General features: G+C 65.3%; 14 protein-coding genes. 8 read left to right on the top strand and 6 right to left on the bottom strand.

Annotated elements, in window-relative coordinates; all coding sequences use genetic code 11:
• Positions 1 to 206 precede the first annotated feature (206 nt).
• The gene (radA, locus tag LJE61_RS03315; protein ID WP_296909500.1) at positions 207 to 1,568 is read left to right on the top strand and encodes a DNA repair protein RadA; all 1,362 of its coding nucleotides are present in this window, start codon (positions 207 to 209) and stop codon (positions 1,566 to 1,568) included.
• 159 nt (positions 1,569 to 1,727) lie between these two features.
• Here radA and LJE61_RS03320 read toward each other — a convergent pair whose 3' ends face one another.
• Together LJE61_RS03320 and LJE61_RS03325 are read right to left on the bottom strand one after the other, a co-directional pair.
• Positions 1,728 to 3,005, bottom strand: coding sequence for an HlyC/CorC family transporter (locus tag LJE61_RS03320; protein ID WP_296909499.1), 1,278 nt, complete (start codon positions 3,003 to 3,005; stop codon positions 1,728 to 1,730).
• Between the two features lie 338 nt (positions 3,006 to 3,343).
• Positions 3,344 to 4,381, bottom strand: coding sequence for a class I SAM-dependent methyltransferase (locus tag LJE61_RS03325; protein WP_296909498.1), 1,038 nt, complete (start codon positions 4,379 to 4,381; stop codon positions 3,344 to 3,346).
• Positions 4,382 to 5,120: 739 nt separating this feature from the next.
• On the opposite strand from LJE61_RS03325, the gene LJE61_RS03330 reads away from it, so the two are divergent.
• Positions 5,121 to 6,038, top strand: coding sequence for a recombination-associated protein RdgC (locus tag LJE61_RS03330; RefSeq protein WP_519972661.1), 918 nt, complete (start codon positions 5,121 to 5,123; stop codon positions 6,036 to 6,038).
• Positions 6,039 to 6,373: 335 nt separating this feature from the next.
• Positions 6,374 to 8,107, top strand: coding sequence for a bifunctional sulfate adenylyltransferase/adenylylsulfate kinase (locus LJE61_RS03335; RefSeq protein ID WP_296917417.1), 1,734 nt, complete (start codon positions 6,374 to 6,376; stop codon positions 8,105 to 8,107).
• A 362-nt stretch (positions 8,108 to 8,469) separates the two neighbouring features.
• Here the strand turns inward: LJE61_RS03335 and LJE61_RS03340 are convergent, their stop codons facing one another.
• From LJE61_RS03340 to LJE61_RS03350, 3 genes are read right to left on the bottom strand one after another with little or no spacing between them, the layout of a single operon-like run.
• Entirely contained in the window at positions 8,470 to 9,477 is a 1,008-nt protein-coding gene (locus tag LJE61_RS03340) for an NAD-dependent epimerase (protein ID WP_296912755.1), read from the bottom strand.
• 4 nt (positions 9,478 to 9,481) lie between these two features.
• Entirely contained in the window at positions 9,482 to 11,161 is a 1,680-nt protein-coding gene (recN, locus tag LJE61_RS03345; RefSeq protein ID WP_296912752.1) for a DNA repair protein RecN, read from the bottom strand.
• Positions 11,162 to 11,165: 4 nt separating this feature from the next.
• Positions 11,166 to 12,059 carry an NAD(+) kinase gene (locus tag LJE61_RS03350; protein WP_296912749.1) on the bottom strand — a complete coding sequence of 298 codons (894 nt, stop codon included), beginning with the start codon at positions 12,057 to 12,059 and terminating at the stop codon, positions 11,166 to 11,168.
• A gap of 310 nt (positions 12,060 to 12,369) precedes the next feature.
• On the opposite strand from LJE61_RS03350, the gene hrcA reads away from it, so the two are divergent.
• The 5 genes from hrcA (at position 12,370) to dapB (ending at position 18,306) form a co-directional block, all read left to right on the top strand.
• Positions 12,370 to 13,422, top strand: a complete 1,053-nt coding sequence (gene hrcA / locus LJE61_RS03355) for a heat-inducible transcriptional repressor HrcA (protein WP_296912745.1) — start codon at positions 12,370 to 12,372, stop codon at positions 13,420 to 13,422.
• 76 nt (positions 13,423 to 13,498) lie between these two features.
• A complete protein-coding gene (gene grpE / locus LJE61_RS03360; protein ID WP_296912742.1) occupies positions 13,499 to 14,131 on the top strand; it encodes a nucleotide exchange factor GrpE in 633 nt (210 codons plus the stop codon).
• A gap of 89 nt (positions 14,132 to 14,220) precedes the next feature.
• Positions 14,221 to 16,161, top strand: a complete 1,941-nt coding sequence (gene dnaK, locus LJE61_RS03365) for a molecular chaperone DnaK (RefSeq protein ID WP_519972660.1) — start codon at positions 14,221 to 14,223, stop codon at positions 16,159 to 16,161.
• 128 nt (positions 16,162 to 16,289) lie between these two features.
• Complete coding sequence (gene dnaJ, locus LJE61_RS03370) at positions 16,290 to 17,426, top strand: molecular chaperone DnaJ (RefSeq protein WP_296912735.1); 1,137 nt, start codon at positions 16,290 to 16,292, stop codon at positions 17,424 to 17,426.
• Positions 17,427 to 17,490: 64 nt separating this feature from the next.
• Positions 17,491 to 18,306, top strand: coding sequence for a 4-hydroxy-tetrahydrodipicolinate reductase (gene dapB / locus LJE61_RS03375; RefSeq protein ID WP_296912732.1), 816 nt, complete (start codon positions 17,491 to 17,493; stop codon positions 18,304 to 18,306).
• Between the two features lie 204 nt (positions 18,307 to 18,510).
• Here dapB and LJE61_RS03380 read toward each other — a convergent pair whose 3' ends face one another.
• Positions 18,511 to 18,897 (bottom strand): DUF3775 domain-containing protein, encoded by a 387-nt coding sequence (locus tag LJE61_RS03380; RefSeq protein ID WP_296912729.1) that lies wholly within the window; start codon positions 18,895 to 18,897, stop codon positions 18,511 to 18,513.
• Positions 18,898 to 19,089: the final 192 nt, after the last annotated feature.

The raw sequence follows: 19,089 nt of genomic DNA on the forward strand, positions 1-19,089 counted from the left end.
GACTGGGAGCCGGATGGTGTAACACTCCAAGTCCGGTTCTGCGAGGGACCGGGGACGAACTGTCGTATGGTTGAGATATTGTGGCACCGCCGGGCAACCAGGCGGCAACAGAGAACACCAACTTCAACCTAACCGCCAGCAAGGAACCGGTCTACACTCCAGCTGACCCCGTCCATGACCCCGTCTACAAAGAGGGCGCGTGCGCCATGAGCAACCGGAAGACACGTGCCTCTTATGTCTGCAATGCCTGCGGTGCGCGCCAGCCGAAGTGGGCGGGCCAGTGTCCGGACTGCGGCGCCTGGAACAGCCTGGTGGAGACCGCCGAGATCGCCCGTTCCGCCCGGCGCGGGGGCTATGCCGGGGCGACCGGGCCGCCTCGGGTCGAGCGGCTCGCGGACGTTCGCCCCGAAGACCGTGACCGCATCCCGTGCGGGATCGGGGAGCTGGACCGGGTCCTCGGGGGCGGGCTGGTCGGCGGCTCGGTCGTCCTGCTGGGGGGCGACCCGGGCATCGGCAAGTCCACCCTGCTGCTGCAGGTGAGCGCTTCCCTGGCGCGGAGCCTCCCGGTGCTCTACGTCAGCGGCGAGGAGTCGCCTCAGCAGATCGGGCTGCGTGCCCACCGGCTCGGGTTGTCAGGCGACGGGATCCGGCTGCTCGCCGAGACCAACGTCGAGGCGATTCTGGCGCAGGCGGAGGAGGAGCGTCCGCGCGTCATGGTGGTCGATTCCATCCAGACCCTGTTCACGGAGTCGCTACAGTCGGCACCCGGGTCGGTCTCCCAGGTCCGCGAATCGGCGGCCCACCTGGTGCGCTTCGCCAAGCAGCGGGATACCGTCGTCTTCCTGGTCGGGCATGTGACCAAGGATGGCACCCTCGCCGGTCCGCGCGTGCTGGAGCACATGGTCGACACGGTGCTCTATTTCGAGGGCGAATCCGGGGGTGCCTTTCGGTTGGTGCGCTCGATCAAGAATCGCTTCGGTGCGGTCAACGAGCTGGGTGTGTTCGCGATGGGCGACCGGGGACTGCGGGAGGTGAAGAACCCCTCGGCGATCTTTCTGTCGCGTCATGACGAGCCGGTCCCGGGCAGCCTGGTCATGGTGACCCGCGAGGGGACTCGGCCCCTCTTGGTCGAGGTCCAGGCCCTGGTCGACGAAAGCCCGCTGGCCAACCCGCGCCGGGTGGCCCTGGGTCTGGATCCGAACCGGCTGTCCATGCTGTTGGCGGTCCTGCACCGCCACGGCGGTGTCACCATGTTCAACCAGGACGTCTTCGTCAATGTCGTGGGCGGGGTGCGGATCGCGGAGACGGCCGTCGATCTGCCGGTGATCCTGGCCGTCCTGTCGAGCTACCGCGATCGCCCCCTGCCCATCGATCTGGCGGTCTTCGGCGAGGTCGGGCTGTCGGGTGAAGTCCGCCCCGTCCCCAATGGTCCAGACCGTCTGCGCGAGGCGGTCAAGCACGGCATCCGAAGGGCGATCGTGCCGGTCGGCAACGTGCCCAAGGAGGGTGTAGAGGGGCTGGAGATCAATGCGGTGCGGACCCTGAGGGCGGCCCTCGACACGCTCTGATCACCCCTTGCGATGGATCCGGAAACGGCGGCCGGCCGCTTTCCGGCCCGAACGGTGCGCCCCATCGAGCCTGCTCCGCGACGGCGCTCGTGAAAGCTTAGGCGCCGCGGCGCCTCGCCCGGCTATGTCGCGAGGGGGGCTGCGGCATGCGAATCCGGGCTAGGGCAGGCGCATCTTGCGCCCGGGCCGGGACACGATCTTGACTGTCTTGACCCCATTATCGGCGGTCTGGATGATCTCGAGCGGATGATCGTCCAGCTTGAGACTGGTCCCCGGCTCCGGGATGGTCTCGAGATAGTCGAGGATCAGGCCGTTCAGGGTCTTGGGTCCGTCGGTCGGCAGGTCCCACCGTAGGGCACGGTTGAGATCGCGTACGCTGATGCTCCCGTCGATCAGGAGGCTGCCGTCTTCCGACCGATGGATCTCCGAGATGCTGTCGGCCGGATCCGTCGTGAACTCCCCGACGATCTCCTCGAGCAAATCGGTCAGGGTGATGAGGCCGAGAAAGTCGCCGTATTCGTCGACCACGAGGCCCACGCGCCGCTTACCGCGCTGGAAGTTCAACAGTTGTTGGTAGAGTGGGGTGCCCTCGGGGACGTAGTAGGGCTCGCGGGCGATCGCGCGCAGATGCTCCTTGTTGAGTCCCTCCTCGAGCATTGCGTGCAAGGCATGTTTCGCATGGAAGACGCCGATGACATTGTCGATGCTGCCGTCGAACAATGGCATCCGGGTATAGCCCGAGTTGCGGATCGCGTGCAGGATTTCATCCTCGCTGTCCTGGATGTCGACGCCCTCCACCTCGTTGCGGGGGATCATGATGTCCTCCACGGTCGCACGCTCCAGGTCGAGAATGCCGAGCAGCATCGAACGGCTGCGTTCCGGGAGCACGACGCCGGCCTCGCTGACGACCGTGCGCAGCTCCTCGGTGCTCAGCGCCGTCCCCTGAGCACCGACCGTCGCAATCCCCATGATTCGCAGCAGCCCGTTGGTGAACAGGTTGACGACCCAGACGACCGGGTAGAGCACCTTCAGCAGCGGCGCGTAGACATAGGCGGCCGGGAAGGCGAGGCGCTCGGGGTGGAGGGTTGCGTAGGTTTTGGGTGTCACCTCCGCGAAGATCAGGATGATCAGGGTCAGGAGCCCTGCCGCGATACCGATGGCGGTCTCGCCCCCAAGGCGGAGGGCGATGATGGTCGCAAGGGATGAGGCCATGATGTTGACGAAGTTGTTGCCGAGCAGGATCAGGCCGATCAAGCGGTCTGGTCGCTCGAGCAGCGCGCGCGCGATCCGGGCGCCGCGGTGCCCCCGATCGGCCTGGTGACGCAGCTTGTAGCGGTTGATGGTCAGCAGGGCCGTCTCTGACCCGGAGAAGAAGGCGGACAGGACGAGCAGAAGGATCAGCGCGAGGAATAGACCAGGCAGCGAGAGGTCATCCACCTTGAATTCCGGGCTTGGAGTTGGGTCGTGGATCGGTCCAGTATACCGCCCGCGATCAGGATCGGGGTTGCGGCGAGCTTGGCGACCAAGGCTCCGGCATGATTGCGGCTAAACAAAAAGCGTCGGCGTTAGTCCAGGAACGGACCGATCAGTTCGGCGCCCACGCGACTTGCACGGTATCAGGCGCTGCTGTCTAGGTCACGTGTTTCTGCCGAGGTCGCAACATCTTGGCTCTCGCGGCCGCGCGCGTTTCGAGATACGGGCAAGGCCCGGGCGCGCTGGGGCACCCGGGCGTTCGCCTGGTTCCTTGGCGCTCGGTGTTGTACTCGGCTCGCCGCTCATCGGCCAGTGCCGGCGGGCCAACCGTCGCCCGTCTTCCGCAGCCAGATACTGCCCCCGATGTTCTTCAACATCGCCGGGTAGTCACTTTGGACCAGATCCCGACAATGATGACCGAAGTAGTGATTAAAAAACATGATCTCGAACGCGTTGTTGTACATCAGGAAGGCGTGCAAGCCGTAGATTTCGTTCCAAGACCGGTTCTCCTTCAACACCCAGTCCTGCCCGTACTCAAAGGGCCAGAAGATGTCGTGAAAGTGGACGAATACCCCGGGGTTTAGAGCCGGCAGGATATTGAAGAGTTCATGGCAGACGTCGCTACCCGTCTTCATGACGTGGGTTGAGTCAATGAAAAGGAAGTCGCCGCTCTCAAGCCGCTTAAACACCTCCATGTCGGTGCTCTGAACCGCGTTTGCGTGGATCTTGACCCGCGACACCGTATCCTCGCCGAGCAAGCCGATCAGCAGTTCGGGAAAGGGTTCAACGAAGCTGACGTCGACGGCTCCGTCCAAATACCCGTCGATGGTGTCGATGGCACAGGCCGACGACCATCCGGATCCAACTTCCACCAGGCGTCGCGGGCGAAACCGGCGCAGCATGGCGTGCAGAATGCCGCCGTCGCCGTAGGAGAAGGCCGGATTGGTGAAATGGTATCGGTACTCCGGGGACTTTTCGTCCGGGAAGGGAATGTCTTTGAGGAAGGGGACCAGTTCTTTCCAGACCCGGATCTGGTCGTCGCGGCGAATATGGATCGCCGGAAGCGCATCGCTGAGAGGCGTCTTGGTGAATGCCTGAAATTGCTGACGAATGGATTCGACATCAACGATCGGGCTGTAAAAATGCCCAGGCGCGGCGAACAGGCTGCGCAGCTTCTTGCGCACACCGTCAAATTCCTTTGTCCTGAGGAATTCGGCAGCCAATTCATCGGCCGACAGCCCGTTTGCCAGTCGGGACACCCAGTGCTGGACATCAGCCGGAGAAGCGTCCCGGTGGAAAAACCCCTCGCAAAGGTTGCGAACGAGTGCTTCTGGATCCATCGGTCACCTCCGCTTAGATCGGACGGCCTCGAATACGGCGCGAGATGCGGAATTCTGTCCCCCCAATTCGCGGTCAAGGTCGCTTCCGATTTCTTCGCGGGTCGTTTCCAGCTTTTGCGCCACGAGCATTGAGCGGTCCCAGAATCGACTTTCTGCTATCGGCAGGGGCAGTTGACAATCACCATCCATGGCCCGCTTGTGGGCCTGACTGCGTTGTGGCTCGTCGCAACGGAGCCACGCTTGCTTCGCGCCACGCCTTGACCAAGCCCCCGAATGAGAGCTCATACGCAGCGCGCATGGCGCGAGACGTTTCATCGCCAGCCTCACGGCAAAACGTGTGCGCCAAGCGCGCCAGTTGGAAACAGGACCTTGAAAATCCGACCGGTCCACGGTGCCTTGGTTGGGCACCTTAGATGCCGGCCGGGGACCAGTCAAGGCCGGTTGACGGGGGAAGTGCGGACAGGACGAGCAGAAGGATCAGCGCGAGGAATAGACCAGGCAGCGAGAGGTCATCCACCTTGAATTCCGGGCTTGGAGTTGGGTCGTGGATCGGTCCAGTATACCGCCCGCGACGCAGATCTGGGTCGCTACAGGCTCGGCGACACCCGACGCTGGTTCACTGAGCCCGCGGGCACGGGCCCGGGCCTCGCGCCGGCCAGCCGTCACGCCCACGCCCGCCTGAGGTGCTTGCAGTCCGCAGCGTCTCGGGCATAATGCCGCCCTTTTTTGACCGGGTCTGATGATGTTCAAGAATGTTCGATTCTATTGCTTGGAGCGCCCGTTCGGTCTCGACTCGGCCGGTTTGGAGGCGCGTCTGAGCGAGCGCCGTTTTCGCCCCTGCGGTCCGCTCGAGACTGCGGCGACAGGCTGGTCGCCCCCGCTTGGGGAAGGAACGTCCGGATTGGTCCACTCGGTCTCCGGGTGTCTTCTGATGTGTGCCCGCAAACAAGAGCGCCTGCTGCCGTCGGCCGCCGTCGCCGAGGCGCTGGAGGAGCGTGTCAGTGAGTTAGAGAGCGAGGAGGCGCGCGACGTGGGCCGTGCGGAACGGCGCCGCCTGCGCGAGCAGATCATGGGCGAGATGCTGCCCCGGGCGTTTCCGCGTTCGCGTCGCACCCTCCTCTATGTCGATACTCAGGCGGGGTGGTTGGTGGTGGATGCCGCTAGCGATCGGCAGGCCGAGGACGTCGTCTCGCTGCTGCGGGAGACCATCGAGACCCTGCCGGTGAAACCCCCGGCACCCCGTATGGAGCCGGCCAAGGTGTTGACCGGTTGGCTTCTGGACGGCGATGCACCGAGCGACTTCAGGATCGGGGATGCCTGTGAGCTACGCGATATCAGCGATGCCTCCAGCCTCATCCGCTGTCGCGGGCAAGACCTCGCGAGTGAGGAGATCCTGGCCCATCTGAGAGTCGGCAAGCAGGTCGTGAAACTGGCCGTGGACTGGGACGAGCGCCTCAATTTCGTCCTGGCCGAGGACATCTCGCTCAAACGTCTCGGTGTCGGCGATGCCCAGCTTGCCGACCTCGACGACGGCGAGCTGGATCCAGCAGCGCGGCTCGACGCCGAGCTCGCCATCGTCGCATTGCAGCTGCGTGAGCTGTTGTCCCGCCTGGACGCGGTATTCGGGATCGTCTCGGCGGACGGCGCCGCGGGCTGATCGCGTCCAGCCGAGCAGGGGGAACCGACGCGTCTGGACCCCTTCGGCCGGTTCTGCGGTGCCGCCTCTAGGAGCCTGTCGGACTTCAGGCTGATCTGCCAGGCCGGCGGGCGAGCGGCCCAGATCCGCCCGATGTCTCGTTCGATAGACCCACTATGCGCCTCAACATCGGTCGAATCTGGCCTCGCTCTCCCACTCGGGTCGCGACGATCGCTCAAGGCGGACAGGCTCCTAGGATGGCGCGCCATTGACCGCCAGACTGCGGCGGGCAACAATGCCTGCCCGTGCGGTCCCGCGAACCCCACCCCCTTTGATCGCAGTCAGGAGCTCGACCAATGGACGAAAACATGCGCACGCCATCGCCGCCCGGAGTCGCCCCGAGCCTACTCGTCGACAAGGCCCGAGCGGATGCCTTGCGGCAGGACTCACTCTCTTTCGCCTCCCTGACCCTCAGCCAACGTCAGCTCTGCGATCTGGAGCTTCTGATGAACGGGGGGTTCGCTCCGCTTGCGGGTTTCATGGACCGCGCGAGCTATGACAGCGTCCTGGACCAGGCGCGTCTGCCCGACGGATCCGTCTGGCCGATCCCGATCGTGCTCGACATCGACGCCGAACTGACGGAGAAGCTGAGCCCGGGCGACGCGATGGCGCTGCGAGACCCGGAGGGTTTCATGCCGGCCGTGCTGACCGTCTCCGAGATCTGGGAGCCGGACAAGGCGCGCGAGGCGCTTGCCGTCTATGGCACGGATTCGCTGGATCACCCGGGCGTCCGCTACCTGCACAAGCGCGTCAAGAGCCACTATCTCAGCGGCCGTCTGGAGGGGATCCAGCCCCTTGTCCATCATGACTTCGAGAGCCTCTGGAACAGCCCGGACGAGCTGCGCCATCAGTTCGCGAAGACCGGTTGGCGCAACATCCTGGCGTTTCAGACCACCAATCCCATCCACAAGCTGCAGCGGCGCCTGATCCTGGATGCCGCCAAGGCCCATCAAGCGCACATCCTGATCCACCCCGCTGTCGGCGAGACCAAGCCCGGCGACCTCCATTACTACGCCCGGGTGCGCTGCTATAAACGCGTCCAGCACTACCTTCCCCACGAGATGACCGCCCTCTCGCTGTTGCCGCTGGCGATGCGGATGGCCGGGCCGCGCGAGGCGATCTGGCATGCCCTGGTCAACCGCAATCATGGTTGCACCCACTTCCTCGTGGGCCCGGATCACGGATCTCCGCCGCCCGCCGAGCGGCCCGTGAGCCGGTTCTATGCGCCTTTAGCCGCTCAGGACGCCCTGCGGGAGGTCCAGGACGAGCTCGGGATCACGATCGTTTATCAGTCAGAGTATCGTTACGTGCCCGCCAAGCAGGCATTCCTCCCGACCGAGAAGATCGAACGGGAGCGGCTCGAGGGTCAGACCGTGACTCCGGCCGAGCTGCGCGCGCTGCTGCTTCAGAACAAAGAGGTGCCGGACTGGTTCAGCTATCCGGAGGTGCTGGAGGAGCTGCGCAAGGTCTATCCGCCGCCCCACAGACAAGGCATCACCCTGTTCTTCACCGGCCTGTCCGGGTCCGGCAAGTCCACCCTCGCCAACATCGTCTATGCCAAGCTGGTGGAGGCGGGCGGTCGCCCGGTGTCCCTGCTCGACGGCGACATCGTGCGGCAGCACCTTTCGAGCGAGCTCGGTTTCTCCAAGGCGCATCGGGACCTCAACATCAGGCGCATCGGCTTCGTCGCCAGCGAGATCACCAAGAACGGCGGGATCGCGATCTGTGCCCCCATCGCGCCCTATCAGGAGACCCGACGCGCGGTGCGCGAGATGATCGAGACGCACGGCGCCTTCCTCGAGATCCATGTCTCGACCCCGCTCGAGGTCTGCGAGGGCCGCGATCGCAAGGGTCTCTACGCGAAGGCTCGAAAAGGCCTCATCCCGGAGTTCACCGGCATCAGTGACCCCTATGAGGTGCCCGAGCGGCCGGAGCTGCGGATCGATACCAGCACACTTTCGCCCACCGAGGCGGCTCAGGAGGTGCTGCTCTATCTGTTCCAGGCGGGGTATCTGGATGACGAGGTGTAGAAGGGCGCCATCGGCTGCCAACCGCCCGTCTCCGGCGTTTGACCATCAGCTTTGTTGATGACCGTGGAACCTCGGCCGGCGTGAACAGATTGCCATCCATGGCCCTGCATTCGAGCATCCCCCGGAACGCGTCCGGGGCAGGCCCCGGAACCGGTTCGGGGCAGGCCCTGGCGGAATGACGGGGTGATGGACCAAACTGCCTCGTCGGCCCAGCAGAGACTGCCGGGGCCCCCAGTGCCAGTGAGGGCACGGCGCGGACCAGCTGAGGTACGGCAATCACCTCAGCTTTTTGGCAGCGCTGCAAGAGTCGCCGATGCGGCGCTTGGCGGGCATGAGGCGATTCCGATACCGGCGTCCCGGCTCTACACGCGGTAAAATCCGCGATACCACTCCACGAACCGGGCGACACCCTCGCTGACCGGTGTATCCGGGCAGTAGCCGGTGTCCCGAACCAGGTCAGCCACATCCGCGTAGGTGTCCGGGACGTCTCCGGGCTGGAGCGGCAGCAGGTTCATCTGCGCCTTGCGGCCCAGACAGTCCTCGAGGACCCGGATGTATTCCATGAGCTCGACCGGTCTGTTGTTGCCGATGTTATAGATCCGGTAGGGTGCTGAGCTGGTCGCCGGGTCGGGGTCTGCCCCCGACCAGTCCGGATTGCCGGCGGGGACCCGGTCCAGGACCCGGAGCACACCTTCGACGATGTCGTCGACAAAGGTGAAGTCCCGCCGATGCCTGCCATAGTTGAAGACGTCGATGGGTTCCCCGGCGAGGATGGCGCGGGTGAACTTGAAGAGCGCCATGTCGGGCCGGCCCCACGGGCCGTAGACGGTGAAGAACCGTAAACCCGTGGTCGGGATTCGATACAGATGGCTGTAGGTGTGGGCCATCAGCTCGTTGGCCTTCTTGCTGGCCGCATACAGACTCAAGGGGTGATCGACATTGTGATGGACTGAGAAGGGCATCGCCGTGTTGGCGCCGTAGACGGAGCTGCTGGATGCATAGACCAGGTGCTCGACCCCGCAATCCCGGCAGCCCTCCAGGATGTGCGCGAAGCCGACCAGGTTGGTCCCTACGTAAGCCATCGGGTGGTCGATCGAGTAGCGCACCCCGGCCTGAGCGGCGAGATGCACCACGCGATTCGGACGGTGCAGGGCGAAGAGCTCATGCATGCGCGTGCGGTCTTCGATGTCGGCGCGCTCGTCGTGATAGCCCTCGACGGTGAGCGTCCTTGCGAGCCGCGCCTCCTTGAGACCGATGTCATAGTAGTCGTTGAGATTGTCGATCCCGATGACCTCGTCTCCGCGCGCAAGGAGCCGTAACGACAGGGCGGATCCAATAAAACCGGCGCTGCCGGTCACCATGACTTTCATGCGTCTACCCCGTGGTGTTGACGGCCCATCCAAGCATCTCGCAGGCATGCTCGCGCGTGCGCGCCGTAATCTTGGTTCCGCCAAGCATCCTGGCGATCTCATTGACCCGCGAGTCTGGATCGAGCGGCTCGATGCGGGTATAGGTCTGGCCGTCGCGTGTCTCCTTGCGCACGCGGATCTGCTGGTGCGCCTGGGCAGCGACCTGAGGCAGATGAGTCACGCAGAGCACCTGGCGGGATGCGCCGAGTCGGCGCAGCAGCCGGCCGACAATCTCGGCGACACCGCCCCCGATTCCCACGTCCACCTCGTCGAAGACCAGTGTGGGGACGCTCCCGCATTCCGCAGTGGCGACCTGGATGCCGAGACTGATGCGCGAGAGCTCGCCCCCGGAGGCGACCTTGGCGAGCGGCTGCAGCGGCTGGCCGAGGTTGGCGCTCACCAGGAACGCCACGCGCTCCAGCCCACCCGCTCCCACCCGGTCGGCAGGCAGCGGCTCGATCTCGATCGCGAAGCGCCCGCCGGCCATGCCAAGCTGCTGCATCGCCTCGGACACCGTCAGGCTGAGGCGTTCGGCCGCAGCAGCCCGTTCCCCGCTGAGGAGGCGTGCCTTCGCGAGGAAGTCGCGAAAGGCGGCATTGCGGGCGTCCCGCAGATGGCCGAGCCTGAGGTCTGCCTGCTCGAGCGCCTCCAGCTCCGTCTGGCAGGCCGCCAGGGCATCCGGTAGCTCGGTCGGTCGGACGCGATATTTCCGTGCCAGATCATGAATCTGTGTGATACGGGCCTCGACGGCGTCGCGCGCGGCCGGATCGATCTCCAGGCCGTCAAGGTAGTGACGCAGACTGCTGGCCGCCTCGGCGGCATGGATCGTCGCCGTGTCCAGCAGATCGCGCGTTTCCGTCAACGCCGTGTCGATCGCGGCCAGCTCCTCGATCTCTGAGCTGGCCGCGCGCAGTTGGTCGGCGATGGATGGCTCGCTCTCGGAAAGGACCTGCAGGAGCCGGACGGCCGTCTCCTGCAGGCGGCCGAGGTGGCTCAACCGTCGCTGCTCCTGATCCAGGCCCTCGATCTCGGCCGCGCTGAGTCCAAGGCTCGCGAGCTCGTCGATCTGGAAACGCAGCAGATCGACGCGCTCGCCCCGTTCCTGTCGCGCCGCCTTCAGTGCGACGAGCTGCTGGTCGAGCGCCCGATAGTCCCGATAGGCGGCCGACACCGACTCGGCCAGCGCCGCCTGACCGGCATAGGCGTCCAGGAGGTCGCGCTGGGCGTTGGCGCGCAGCAGCGATTGGTGGGCATGTTGCCCGTGGATGTCGACCAAGAGATCACCGAGGTCGCGCAGCTGTGCGCCGGTGGCCGGACGGCCGTTGATGAAGGCGCGGGAACGCCCGTCGCGAACGAGCAGTCGGCGCACGATACATTCGCCTTCCTCGTCCAGGGCCTGCTCGGCCAGCCAGGTGCGCGCCCCCGCCGCCGCGCCGAGATCGAAGCCGGCGACGATCTCGGCGCGCTCGCAGCCGGCGCGGATCATGGAGACGTCCGCCTTGTCACCCAGGGCCAGGCCCAGCGCATCGATCATGATCGACTTGCCCGCCCCGGTCTCACCGGTGAGCGCAGTCATCCCGGAGCTGCAGTCCAGCTCAAGCGTGCTCACGATGGCCAGGTCTCTGACGACGATGTGTGTCAGCATTGCGTCACCCGCAGATCGAGGGACGGTGCCCCCCCCAGCCAAGCTTGGCGCGCAGGATCTGATAGTGGTCGTGGCCCTTGGGATGGAGCAGATGCGCGCGATAGCGATGCCGCGCGACCTCGATGGACCCCCGTGGGGGCAGCTGCAGGTCTGCCTGTCCATCGCAGGTCACCTGCACATGGCCCTGGTCAAGCGACCGGACGCGGACCTCGATGCGATGATCCCCCGGGACCACCAAGGGGCGGTTGCTCAGGTCATGCGGGCAGATGGGGACCAGCAGGATGGCGTCTAATGCGGGGTCGACGAGCGGTCCGCCACCCGAGAGCGCATAGGCCGTCGATCCGGTTGGTGTGGCGATGATCAAGCCATCCGAGCGTTGCGCGGAGACGAAGACCCCGTCGACATAGGTCTCGAGCTCGATCATCCGTGCCGTATTCCATTTGTGGACCACGACGTCATTGAGGGCCGAGTAGCTTCGCTCGAGCGCGTCTTCGGCCGTCACCCGCACTGCCAACATGGCCCGGTGGTCGGACTGGTAGTGTCCGGCCAGGATCGGGTCGAGCACCGACTCGATGTCTTGCGGCGAGACATCGACCAGGAACCCGAGGCGCCCGAGGTTGATGCCGACCAGCGGGATGCCGTGCTCGGCCATCATGCGGGCGGCGTGGAGGAGGGTCCCGTCGCCGCCGACCACGATCGCCAGATCGCAGCGTGTGCCGATGTCCATGGTCGGGACGGCCGAGCCGACCTCGGCGCCGAGCAGGTGAGCGCTCTCCGCGTCGAGCAGCACGTCGATCCGGCGCGAGCCGAGGTAGGCGCTCAGACGCCGCAACGTACCGGACACCTGCTCGGGGTCGCCTTGCTTCGCGATGATGCCGACGGTGTTGAATTGCGGCATGGACTCTTGTGGTTCTCGGGCGGCACACGCGAGGGCTAAAACTAGCATGGGGCGCGTGATGGCGCCAATAGGAGAGCCATAACAGCCTTGACAGGTTTGGCCGGAGTCCCTAAATTGCGGTGTTAGCACTCTATTGAGGTGAGTGCTAATCTGGATGCCGGCCAGGCGCCCGCCGGTCTCTTTCGTCGTGCAGTGCCGTGTGCCCTTATGGTCCGGCCGGTTCTGCCGATGACGGGATCGGGGCGGGGTTTGGATGGCCGGCAGCCCGCTCGACGATCAACATCACCGCCGGGTTCATGGTGGACACACCTTGTCAACCGAGACACGCCACACCGAGACGCCAGTCAGCGAACGCGCGCTCCACTTCCTGAAGGTGCTCGTCGAGCGCTACATCCGGGAAGGACAACCCGTGGGTTCACGGACGCTGGCGAAGGACACCGGGCTCGATCTGAGTCCGGCGACCGTCCGCAATGTGATGGCCGACCTCGAGGACCTGGGTCTGGTGATCTCGCCGCACACCTCGGCCGGGCGTGTCCCGACCGCTGCCGGATACCGACTCTTCGTCGACTCGCTCCTGACGGTGCGACCGCCGTCCGAGGACGATATCGCGAGTCTGCGCACGCGCTTCGAGACGCGGGCCGACGTGAAATCCCTGATCGAGACGGCCTCGAATCTGCTCTCCGGCATCACGCATCTGGCCGGGGTCGTCATGCTTCCCCGTCATGAGCGGAACGTGTTTCGTCAAATCGAGCTGTTACCATTGTCCGCCAACCGCGTCCTGGCGATTCTCGTCACGAGCGAAGGTGAGGTCCACAACCGGATCATCGTCACGGAGCGTCGCTTCAGTGCTGCCCAGCTGGAGCAGGCCGCAAACTATCTCAACGAGATGTTCACCGGACAGGACGTCGGTGACGTCCGCAAGCGCCTCGTCGAGGACCTCAAGCGCACTCACCGGAACATGGATCAGCTCATGATGCGTGCGGTGATGCTGGCCCACGAGGTCGTGGAGGCCGCGGAGCGCAAGGATGACTGCTTTATCGCCGGCCAGACCAACCTCATGGAGTTCGGCGAGCTGGCGAGCATGGAGCGGCTCCGGCAGCTCTTCGACGCCTTCAACGAGAAACGCGAGATCCTGCACATCCTGGACCGGTGCATCGCCGCCGATGGTGTTCAGATCTTCATCGGTGAGGAGTCCGGCTATTCACTGCTGGACGACTGCAGTGTCGTGACGCGGGCCTATCGGGTCGAGGACGAGGTCGTCGGCGTCCTGGGTGTCATTGGCCCGACACGCATGGACTACGAGCGAGTCATCCCGATCGTCGATGTGACGGCTCGCCTCCTCGCGGCAGCGCTGAGGCAGTAGTGACAGGTCTGAGCCCGGCCGCGCGCTCGACGCAGCGCGTTGCGGCGGACGGGCGATCGAGCTATCGGAGGTCAAGATGAATACGGAGCCGAAAAGCACTCAATCGACCGAATCGGATGTGCCGGTGGAAGAGGCGCTCTTGGAAGACGCCTCGGCATCGCACGGCGGAGCGCCCGAATGCGCAGAGACGCCCGCAGCGGAAGCGGTCGAGGCCGAGCCCCAGGAGGCGGTGACAGCCGAAGAGCTTGCCGCCCGACTCGATACGGCGCGCAGCGAGGCGGAGTCCCTGCGTGATCAGCTGCTGCGCGCGCGTGCCGAGGTGGAAAACCTCCGCCGGCGCCATGCCAACGAGCTGGAGAAGGCGCACAAGTTCGCCCTGGACGGTTTCGTACGCGAGCTCCTGCAGGTTCGCGACAGCCTGGAGCTGGGTCACGACGCGGCTCGGGACGAAAGCGCCGACATCGCCAAGCTGCGCGAAGGCACCGAGCTGACGCTCAAGCTTCTCGGCGATGTCATGGAGCGGTTTGGTGTCGCGCCCCTGGATCCGATCGATCAGCCCTTCGACCCGGAGTACCACCAGGCGATGTCGATGCAGCCGCGCTCCGATGTGCCGCCGAACACGGTCGTGGCGGTCATCCAGAAAGGCTACACCCTCAATGGCCGCCTCGTGCGTCCTGCCCTGGTCATGGTCTCTCAGCAGGGCTCCTGATATCGGCTTGAACGGCCAGGGGGTTTCCCCAACTTCCACTAGGGACTTTGGCGTCGCTTGCCACACCAGACACTTCGGAGAACACACACATGGGAAAAATCATCGGTATCGACCTCGGGACGACCAACTCCTGTGTCGCCGTCATGGAAGGCGACAATGTGAAGGTCATCGAGAACGCCGAAGGCGATCGCACGACACCCTCGATCGTGGCCTACACGGGTGACGGGGACGTCCTCGTCGGCCAATCCGCGAAGCGGCAGTCGGTGACCAATCCGGCCAATACGCTGTTCGCGATCAAGCGCCTGATCGGGCGTCGTTACGAGGACCAGGTCGTCAGCAAGGACAAGGACATGGTCCCCTACAAGATCGTCAAGGCCGACAACGGCGATGCCTGGGTCGAGGTCAACGGCAAGAAGATGGCCCCGCCGGAGATCTCGGCCAAGGTCCTGCAGAAGATGAAGAAGACCGCCGAGGATTATCTCGGAACCAAGATCACCGAAGCGGTGATCACGGTCCCGGCCTACTTCAACGATTCCCAACGACAGGCGACCAAGGACGCCGGTCGAATCGCCGGTCTCGAGGTCAAGCGCATCATCAACGAGCCCACAGCCGCGGCGCTCGCCTACGGGATGGACAAGAAGCGCGGTGACCAGAAGATCGCCGTGTTCGACCTCGGCGGAGGCACCTTCGATATCTCCATCATCGAGATCGCCGAGATCGAGGGTGAGCACCAGTTCGAGGTCCTGTCGACCAACGGCGACACCTTCCTGGGCGGCGAGGACTTCGATCTGCGAATCATCGATTTCCTGGTCGCCGAGTTCAAGAAGAGCCAGGCGGTCGATCTGCGCAACGATCCGCTGGCCCTTCAGCGTCTCAAGGAGGCCGCGGAGAAGGCCAAGATCGAGCTCTCCTCGAGTCAGCAGACGGACATCAATCTGCCGTACATCACGGCGGACCAGAGTGGGCCCAAGCACCTCAACGTCAAGTTGACGCGGGCCAAGCTGGAGTCGCTGGTCGAGGACCTGATCGAGCGGACCATCGAGCCCTGCCGGATCGCCCTCAAGGATGCCGGGCTGACGGCGGGCGAGGTCGACGAGGTCATCCTCGTCGGTGGCCAGACGCGCATGCCCAAGGTCCAGGCCAAGGTCGAGGAGTTCTTCGCCAAGACACCGCGCAAGGACGTGAACCCCGACGAGGCCGTGGCGATCGGGGCCGCGATCCAGGGCGGGGTGCTGGGCGGGGAGGTCAAGGACGTGCTCCTGCTCGACGTCACGCCTTTGTCGCTGGGGATCGAGACCCTCGGCGGTGTGATGACCAAGCTCATCGAGAAGAACACGACCATCCCGACCTCCGCGCAGCAGGTCTTCTCGACCGCCGACGACAATCAGACCGCGGTGACCGTGCACGTCCTGCAAGGCGAGCGCGAACGTGCGGTGCACAACAAGTCTCTGGGTCGCTTCGACCTCAGCGACATCCCCTTGGCGCCGCGTGGCGTGCCCCAGATCGAGGTCAAGTTCGACATTGATGCCAACGGGATCCTGCATGTCTCGGCGAAGGACAAGGCGACCGGCAAGGAGCAGTCCATTGTCATCAAGGCGTCCTCGGGCCTGTCGGAGGCGGAGATCGAGCAGATGGTCAAGGATGCCGAGGTCCATGCGGCGGAGGACCGCGAGTTTCACGCGCTCGTGGCGGCTCGCAACCAGGCCGACACCATGATCCACGCCACCCGCAAATCGCTGGAGCAGCTCGGCGACAAGATGGACAGCGGAGAAAAGTCCTCGATCGAGTCGGCGATCAAAGATCTCGAAGAGGCGATCAAGGGGGACGACAAGGGACGGATCGAATCACTCACCCAGGCCCTCGGGGATGCCTCCGCAAAGATGGCTGAGCGGCTCTATGCCCAGACGTCCGGCGGCGCAGCCGCGGGCGGCCCGTCCGGCGCCGGGGAGGCCGAGGGTGCGGCCGGTGGGGCGGCGAGAGACGATGTCGTCGACGCCGAGTTCGAAGAGGTGAAAGACGACAAGAAGTGAGGTGAGCGGCCGAGCGCCGACCACCCGTCCCGGGCCGAAAGCGTACCGGTGCAGACAGCGCCCGTGCGCTTTCTGCTTCTGGGTTCTCGGGATGTTGCATCGGGCGCCTGGCGGCTGGAAGTGATTCAATGGCAAAACGCGACTACTACGAGGTCTTGGGTGTCTCGCGCAACGCGAGTGAGGCCGATCTGAAGAAGGCCTTTCGCCGCCTGGCGATGAAGTATCACCCCGATCGCAACACCGGCGAGCCGGACGCGGAGGCCAGGTTCAAGGAGGCCAAGCTGGCCTATGACGTCCTGAGCGACCCGAAGAAGCGGTCGGCATATGACCAGTTCGGGCACGCGGGGGTTGAGGCCGGCGCCGGCGGGTTCGGCGGCCCTGGTGACTTCGGGGGCGCGGGATCCTTCTCCGACATCTTCGGGGATGTCTTCGGTGACATCTTCGGCGGTCGGGGCGGCACCCGGCGCACGCAACGCGGCGTGGATCTGCGCTACGACCTGTCGCTGAGCCTCGAGGACGCGGTCACCGGCAAGGAGGTCAAGATCCGCATCCCCACCCTGGTGGACTGTCAGTTCTGCGGTGGCAGCGGGGCCAAGCCAGGCACCAAGCCGAAGCCGTGTACCACCTGCGGCGGAAGCGGCCAGGTGCGCATGCAGCAGGGGTTTTTCTCCATTCAGCAGACCTGCCCGACCTGTCGAGGCAACGGCACGGTGATCGAGGAGCCCTGCGGTCATTGTCGGGGGCGGGGGCGGATCCAGGAGGAGAAGACCCTTTCCGTGCGGGTGCCCGCGGGTGTGGACACCGGCGATCGCATCCGCCTCGCGGGGGAGGGCGAGCGCGGCGAGTACGGCGGGTCGCCCGGCGACCTCTACGTGCAGATTCAGGTGCAGGAGCACCCGATCTTCACCCGCGAGGACAACCACCTCTACTGTCAGGTCCCGATCGGCTTCGTGACGGCCGCCCTTGGCGGCGAGCTCGAAGTCCCGACCCTGGACGGCAAGGTCATGCTGAAGATCCCAGGTGGCACCCAGACCGGCAAGATGTTCCGTGTCCGCGGGAAGGGCGTCAAACCGGTGCGCGGCGGCCCGGTCGGCGATCTCATCTGTCGGGTTGCGGTCGAGACGCCGATCAATCTCACGGAGCGTCAAAAAGAGCTGCTGCGGGAGTTCGAGACCAGCATGCGGGAGGGCGGGTCACGGCACAGCCCGCAGTCGCACTCCTGGCTCGACAGCGTCAAGAGCTTCTTCGACAAGATCGGGCTCTAAGGAGACGCTGGTTTTCGGCCATCCTGCGCTACAAGCCGTGGCGACGATTTCGAGGAGCCAGACGATGCGAACGATTAGGATTGCCGTCGCCGGAGCGGGCGGGCGGATGGGCCGCACCCTGGTGCAGGCCGTGACCGAGACGGACGGGTTGGCTCTGGGGGCCGCCACCGAGCGGTCGGGCAGCGCCCTGCTTGGGACCGATGCCGGTGAGCTCGCGGGGGTCGGGCGTCTGGATGTCGCGGTTGCGCCGGATCTGGCCGGCTGCCTGGATCGCTTCGACGTGCTGATCGACTTCACCACACCCGCGGCGACGCTTGGCCATTTGGATCTCTGTCGCAGCGCGGACAAATGCATGGTGATCGGGACCACCGGGCTCGATCAGGCCCAGCGCGCCTCGATTGCAGCGGCCGGTGATCAGATTGGGATCGTCTTCGCCCCGAACATGAGCGTGGGCGTCAATCTTTGCCTCAAGCTGCTGGACATCGCCGCACGGGTCCTCGGTGACGAGGTGGATATCGAGATCATCGAGGCACATCATCGGCACAAGGTCGACGCCCCGTCGGGCACCGCCCTGCGCATGGGCGAGGTGATCGCCGCCGCGCTGGGCCGGGACCTTGGGGAGGTCGCGGTCTACGGGCGCGAAGGCCACACGGGTCCGCGCGAGCGGCGAACCATCGGATTCGAGACCATTCGGGCCGGCGATATCGTGGGGGAGCACAGTGTCTGGCTCGTCGCCGACGGGGAGCGTGTGGAGATCGCACACAAGGCGTCGAGCCGCATGACCTTCGCCCGCGGTGCCGCGCGCGCCGCGGGCTGGATCGCCGCGCACCCGCCGGGTTTGTTCGACATGCAGGACGTGCTTGGGCTGCGGGGGCTGTGAGCCAGGCCGGGGTTGTCATCCCCGTGGACTGAGGACTGGCGCCCGAGCGTCGCGAAGACGGACTGAGGGCGCCCGACGCGCCGGGCTGTGCGGCCGGCTTGATTCGCCCGGCAGACGGCCGGGGCTTCCGATTCGTGCCTTGGCACGTCTTGACACGTTTTGCGATCGAGCCGGCGGCATCCCGGCTGAGCCGCCGCCGCCCGCTCACTCCTGGCAGGAATAGCCGAGGGCGAGCAGTCCCTCCTCGAGGTCGTCCGAGACCATCGGGTGTGCGAGCAGGTAGGTCGCGGCGCGCAGGGAGTAATCGCCGATCGCGTCGTCGACCGCGGTCTCCCATTCGTCCAGGCTGTAGTCCCCGCGGCCGATCCACATGATTGCGATCAGCTCCGCGCGCTGGCGCTGGCTCATCTCGCCAATCGCCTGGGTCATCTCGCGTAGACTGTAGTCTTCGCTATGATCGGCCAGGATCTGCAGCGCCCAATCCTCGGTCGGGCTGGACGGCGAGTCGGGAATCACCACCTCTTCCTTGGCCTGAAACTCCCGAGCCTTGTCAATGATATGGCAAAGTGAGTCCAGCGCGATGTGTAGCATGGTTCGGCGCCTCCGCGGTCAGCAGGTCAGCAGGTGCGGGTCGCCCCGTCCGCCCGACGAAGTAACCCGATGGACGCCCTGAATCCACCCGGCGCATCCTGCTGGGGCCGCGGCGTCTCTCTCAGCGATGCTGAACGTGAGTGTACTACGCTTAAGCACCGGTCCGGTCGCGCCGGCTTTTCGTTCATATGC

The organism is Thiocapsa sp., from assembly GCF_022340925.1.
GTDB lineage: Bacteria > Pseudomonadota > Gammaproteobacteria > Chromatiales > Chromatiaceae > Thiocapsa.

Bases quoted from the DNA above. Each gene is read 5' to 3' on its own strand.
- LJE61_RS03330 (WP_519972661.1), top strand. From the start codon at position 5,121: ATGATGTTCAAGAATGTTCGATTCTATTGCTTGGAGCGCCCGTTCGGT.
- grpE (WP_296912742.1), top strand. From the start codon at position 13,499: ATGAATACGGAGCCGAAAAGCACTCAATCGACCGAATCGGATGTGCCG.
- dnaJ (WP_296912735.1), top strand. From the start codon at position 16,290: ATGGCAAAACGCGACTACTACGAGGTCTTGGGTGTCTCGCGCAACGCG.
- LJE61_RS03335 (WP_296917417.1), top strand. From the start codon at position 6,374: ATGGACGAAAACATGCGCACGCCATCGCCGCCCGGAGTCGCCCCGAGC.
- LJE61_RS03350 (WP_296912749.1), bottom strand. From the start codon at position 12,059: ATGCCGCAATTCAACACCGTCGGCATCATCGCGAAGCAAGGCGACCCC.
- dapB (WP_296912732.1), top strand. From the start codon at position 17,491: ATGCGAACGATTAGGATTGCCGTCGCCGGAGCGGGCGGGCGGATGGGC.
- LJE61_RS03340 (WP_296912755.1), bottom strand. From the start codon at position 9,477: ATGAAAGTCATGGTGACCGGCAGCGCCGGTTTTATTGGATCCGCCCTG.
- LJE61_RS03380 (WP_296912729.1), bottom strand. From the start codon at position 18,897: ATGCTACACATCGCGCTGGACTCACTTTGCCATATCATTGACAAGGCT.
- LJE61_RS03325 (WP_296909498.1), bottom strand. From the start codon at position 4,381: ATGGATCCAGAAGCACTCGTTCGCAACCTTTGCGAGGGGTTTTTCCAC.
- radA (WP_296909500.1), top strand. From the start codon at position 207: ATGAGCAACCGGAAGACACGTGCCTCTTATGTCTGCAATGCCTGCGGT.
- dnaK (WP_519972660.1), top strand. From the start codon at position 14,221: ATGGGAAAAATCATCGGTATCGACCTCGGGACGACCAACTCCTGTGTC.
- recN (WP_296912752.1), bottom strand. From the start codon at position 11,161: ATGCTGACACACATCGTCGTCAGAGACCTGGCCATCGTGAGCACGCTT.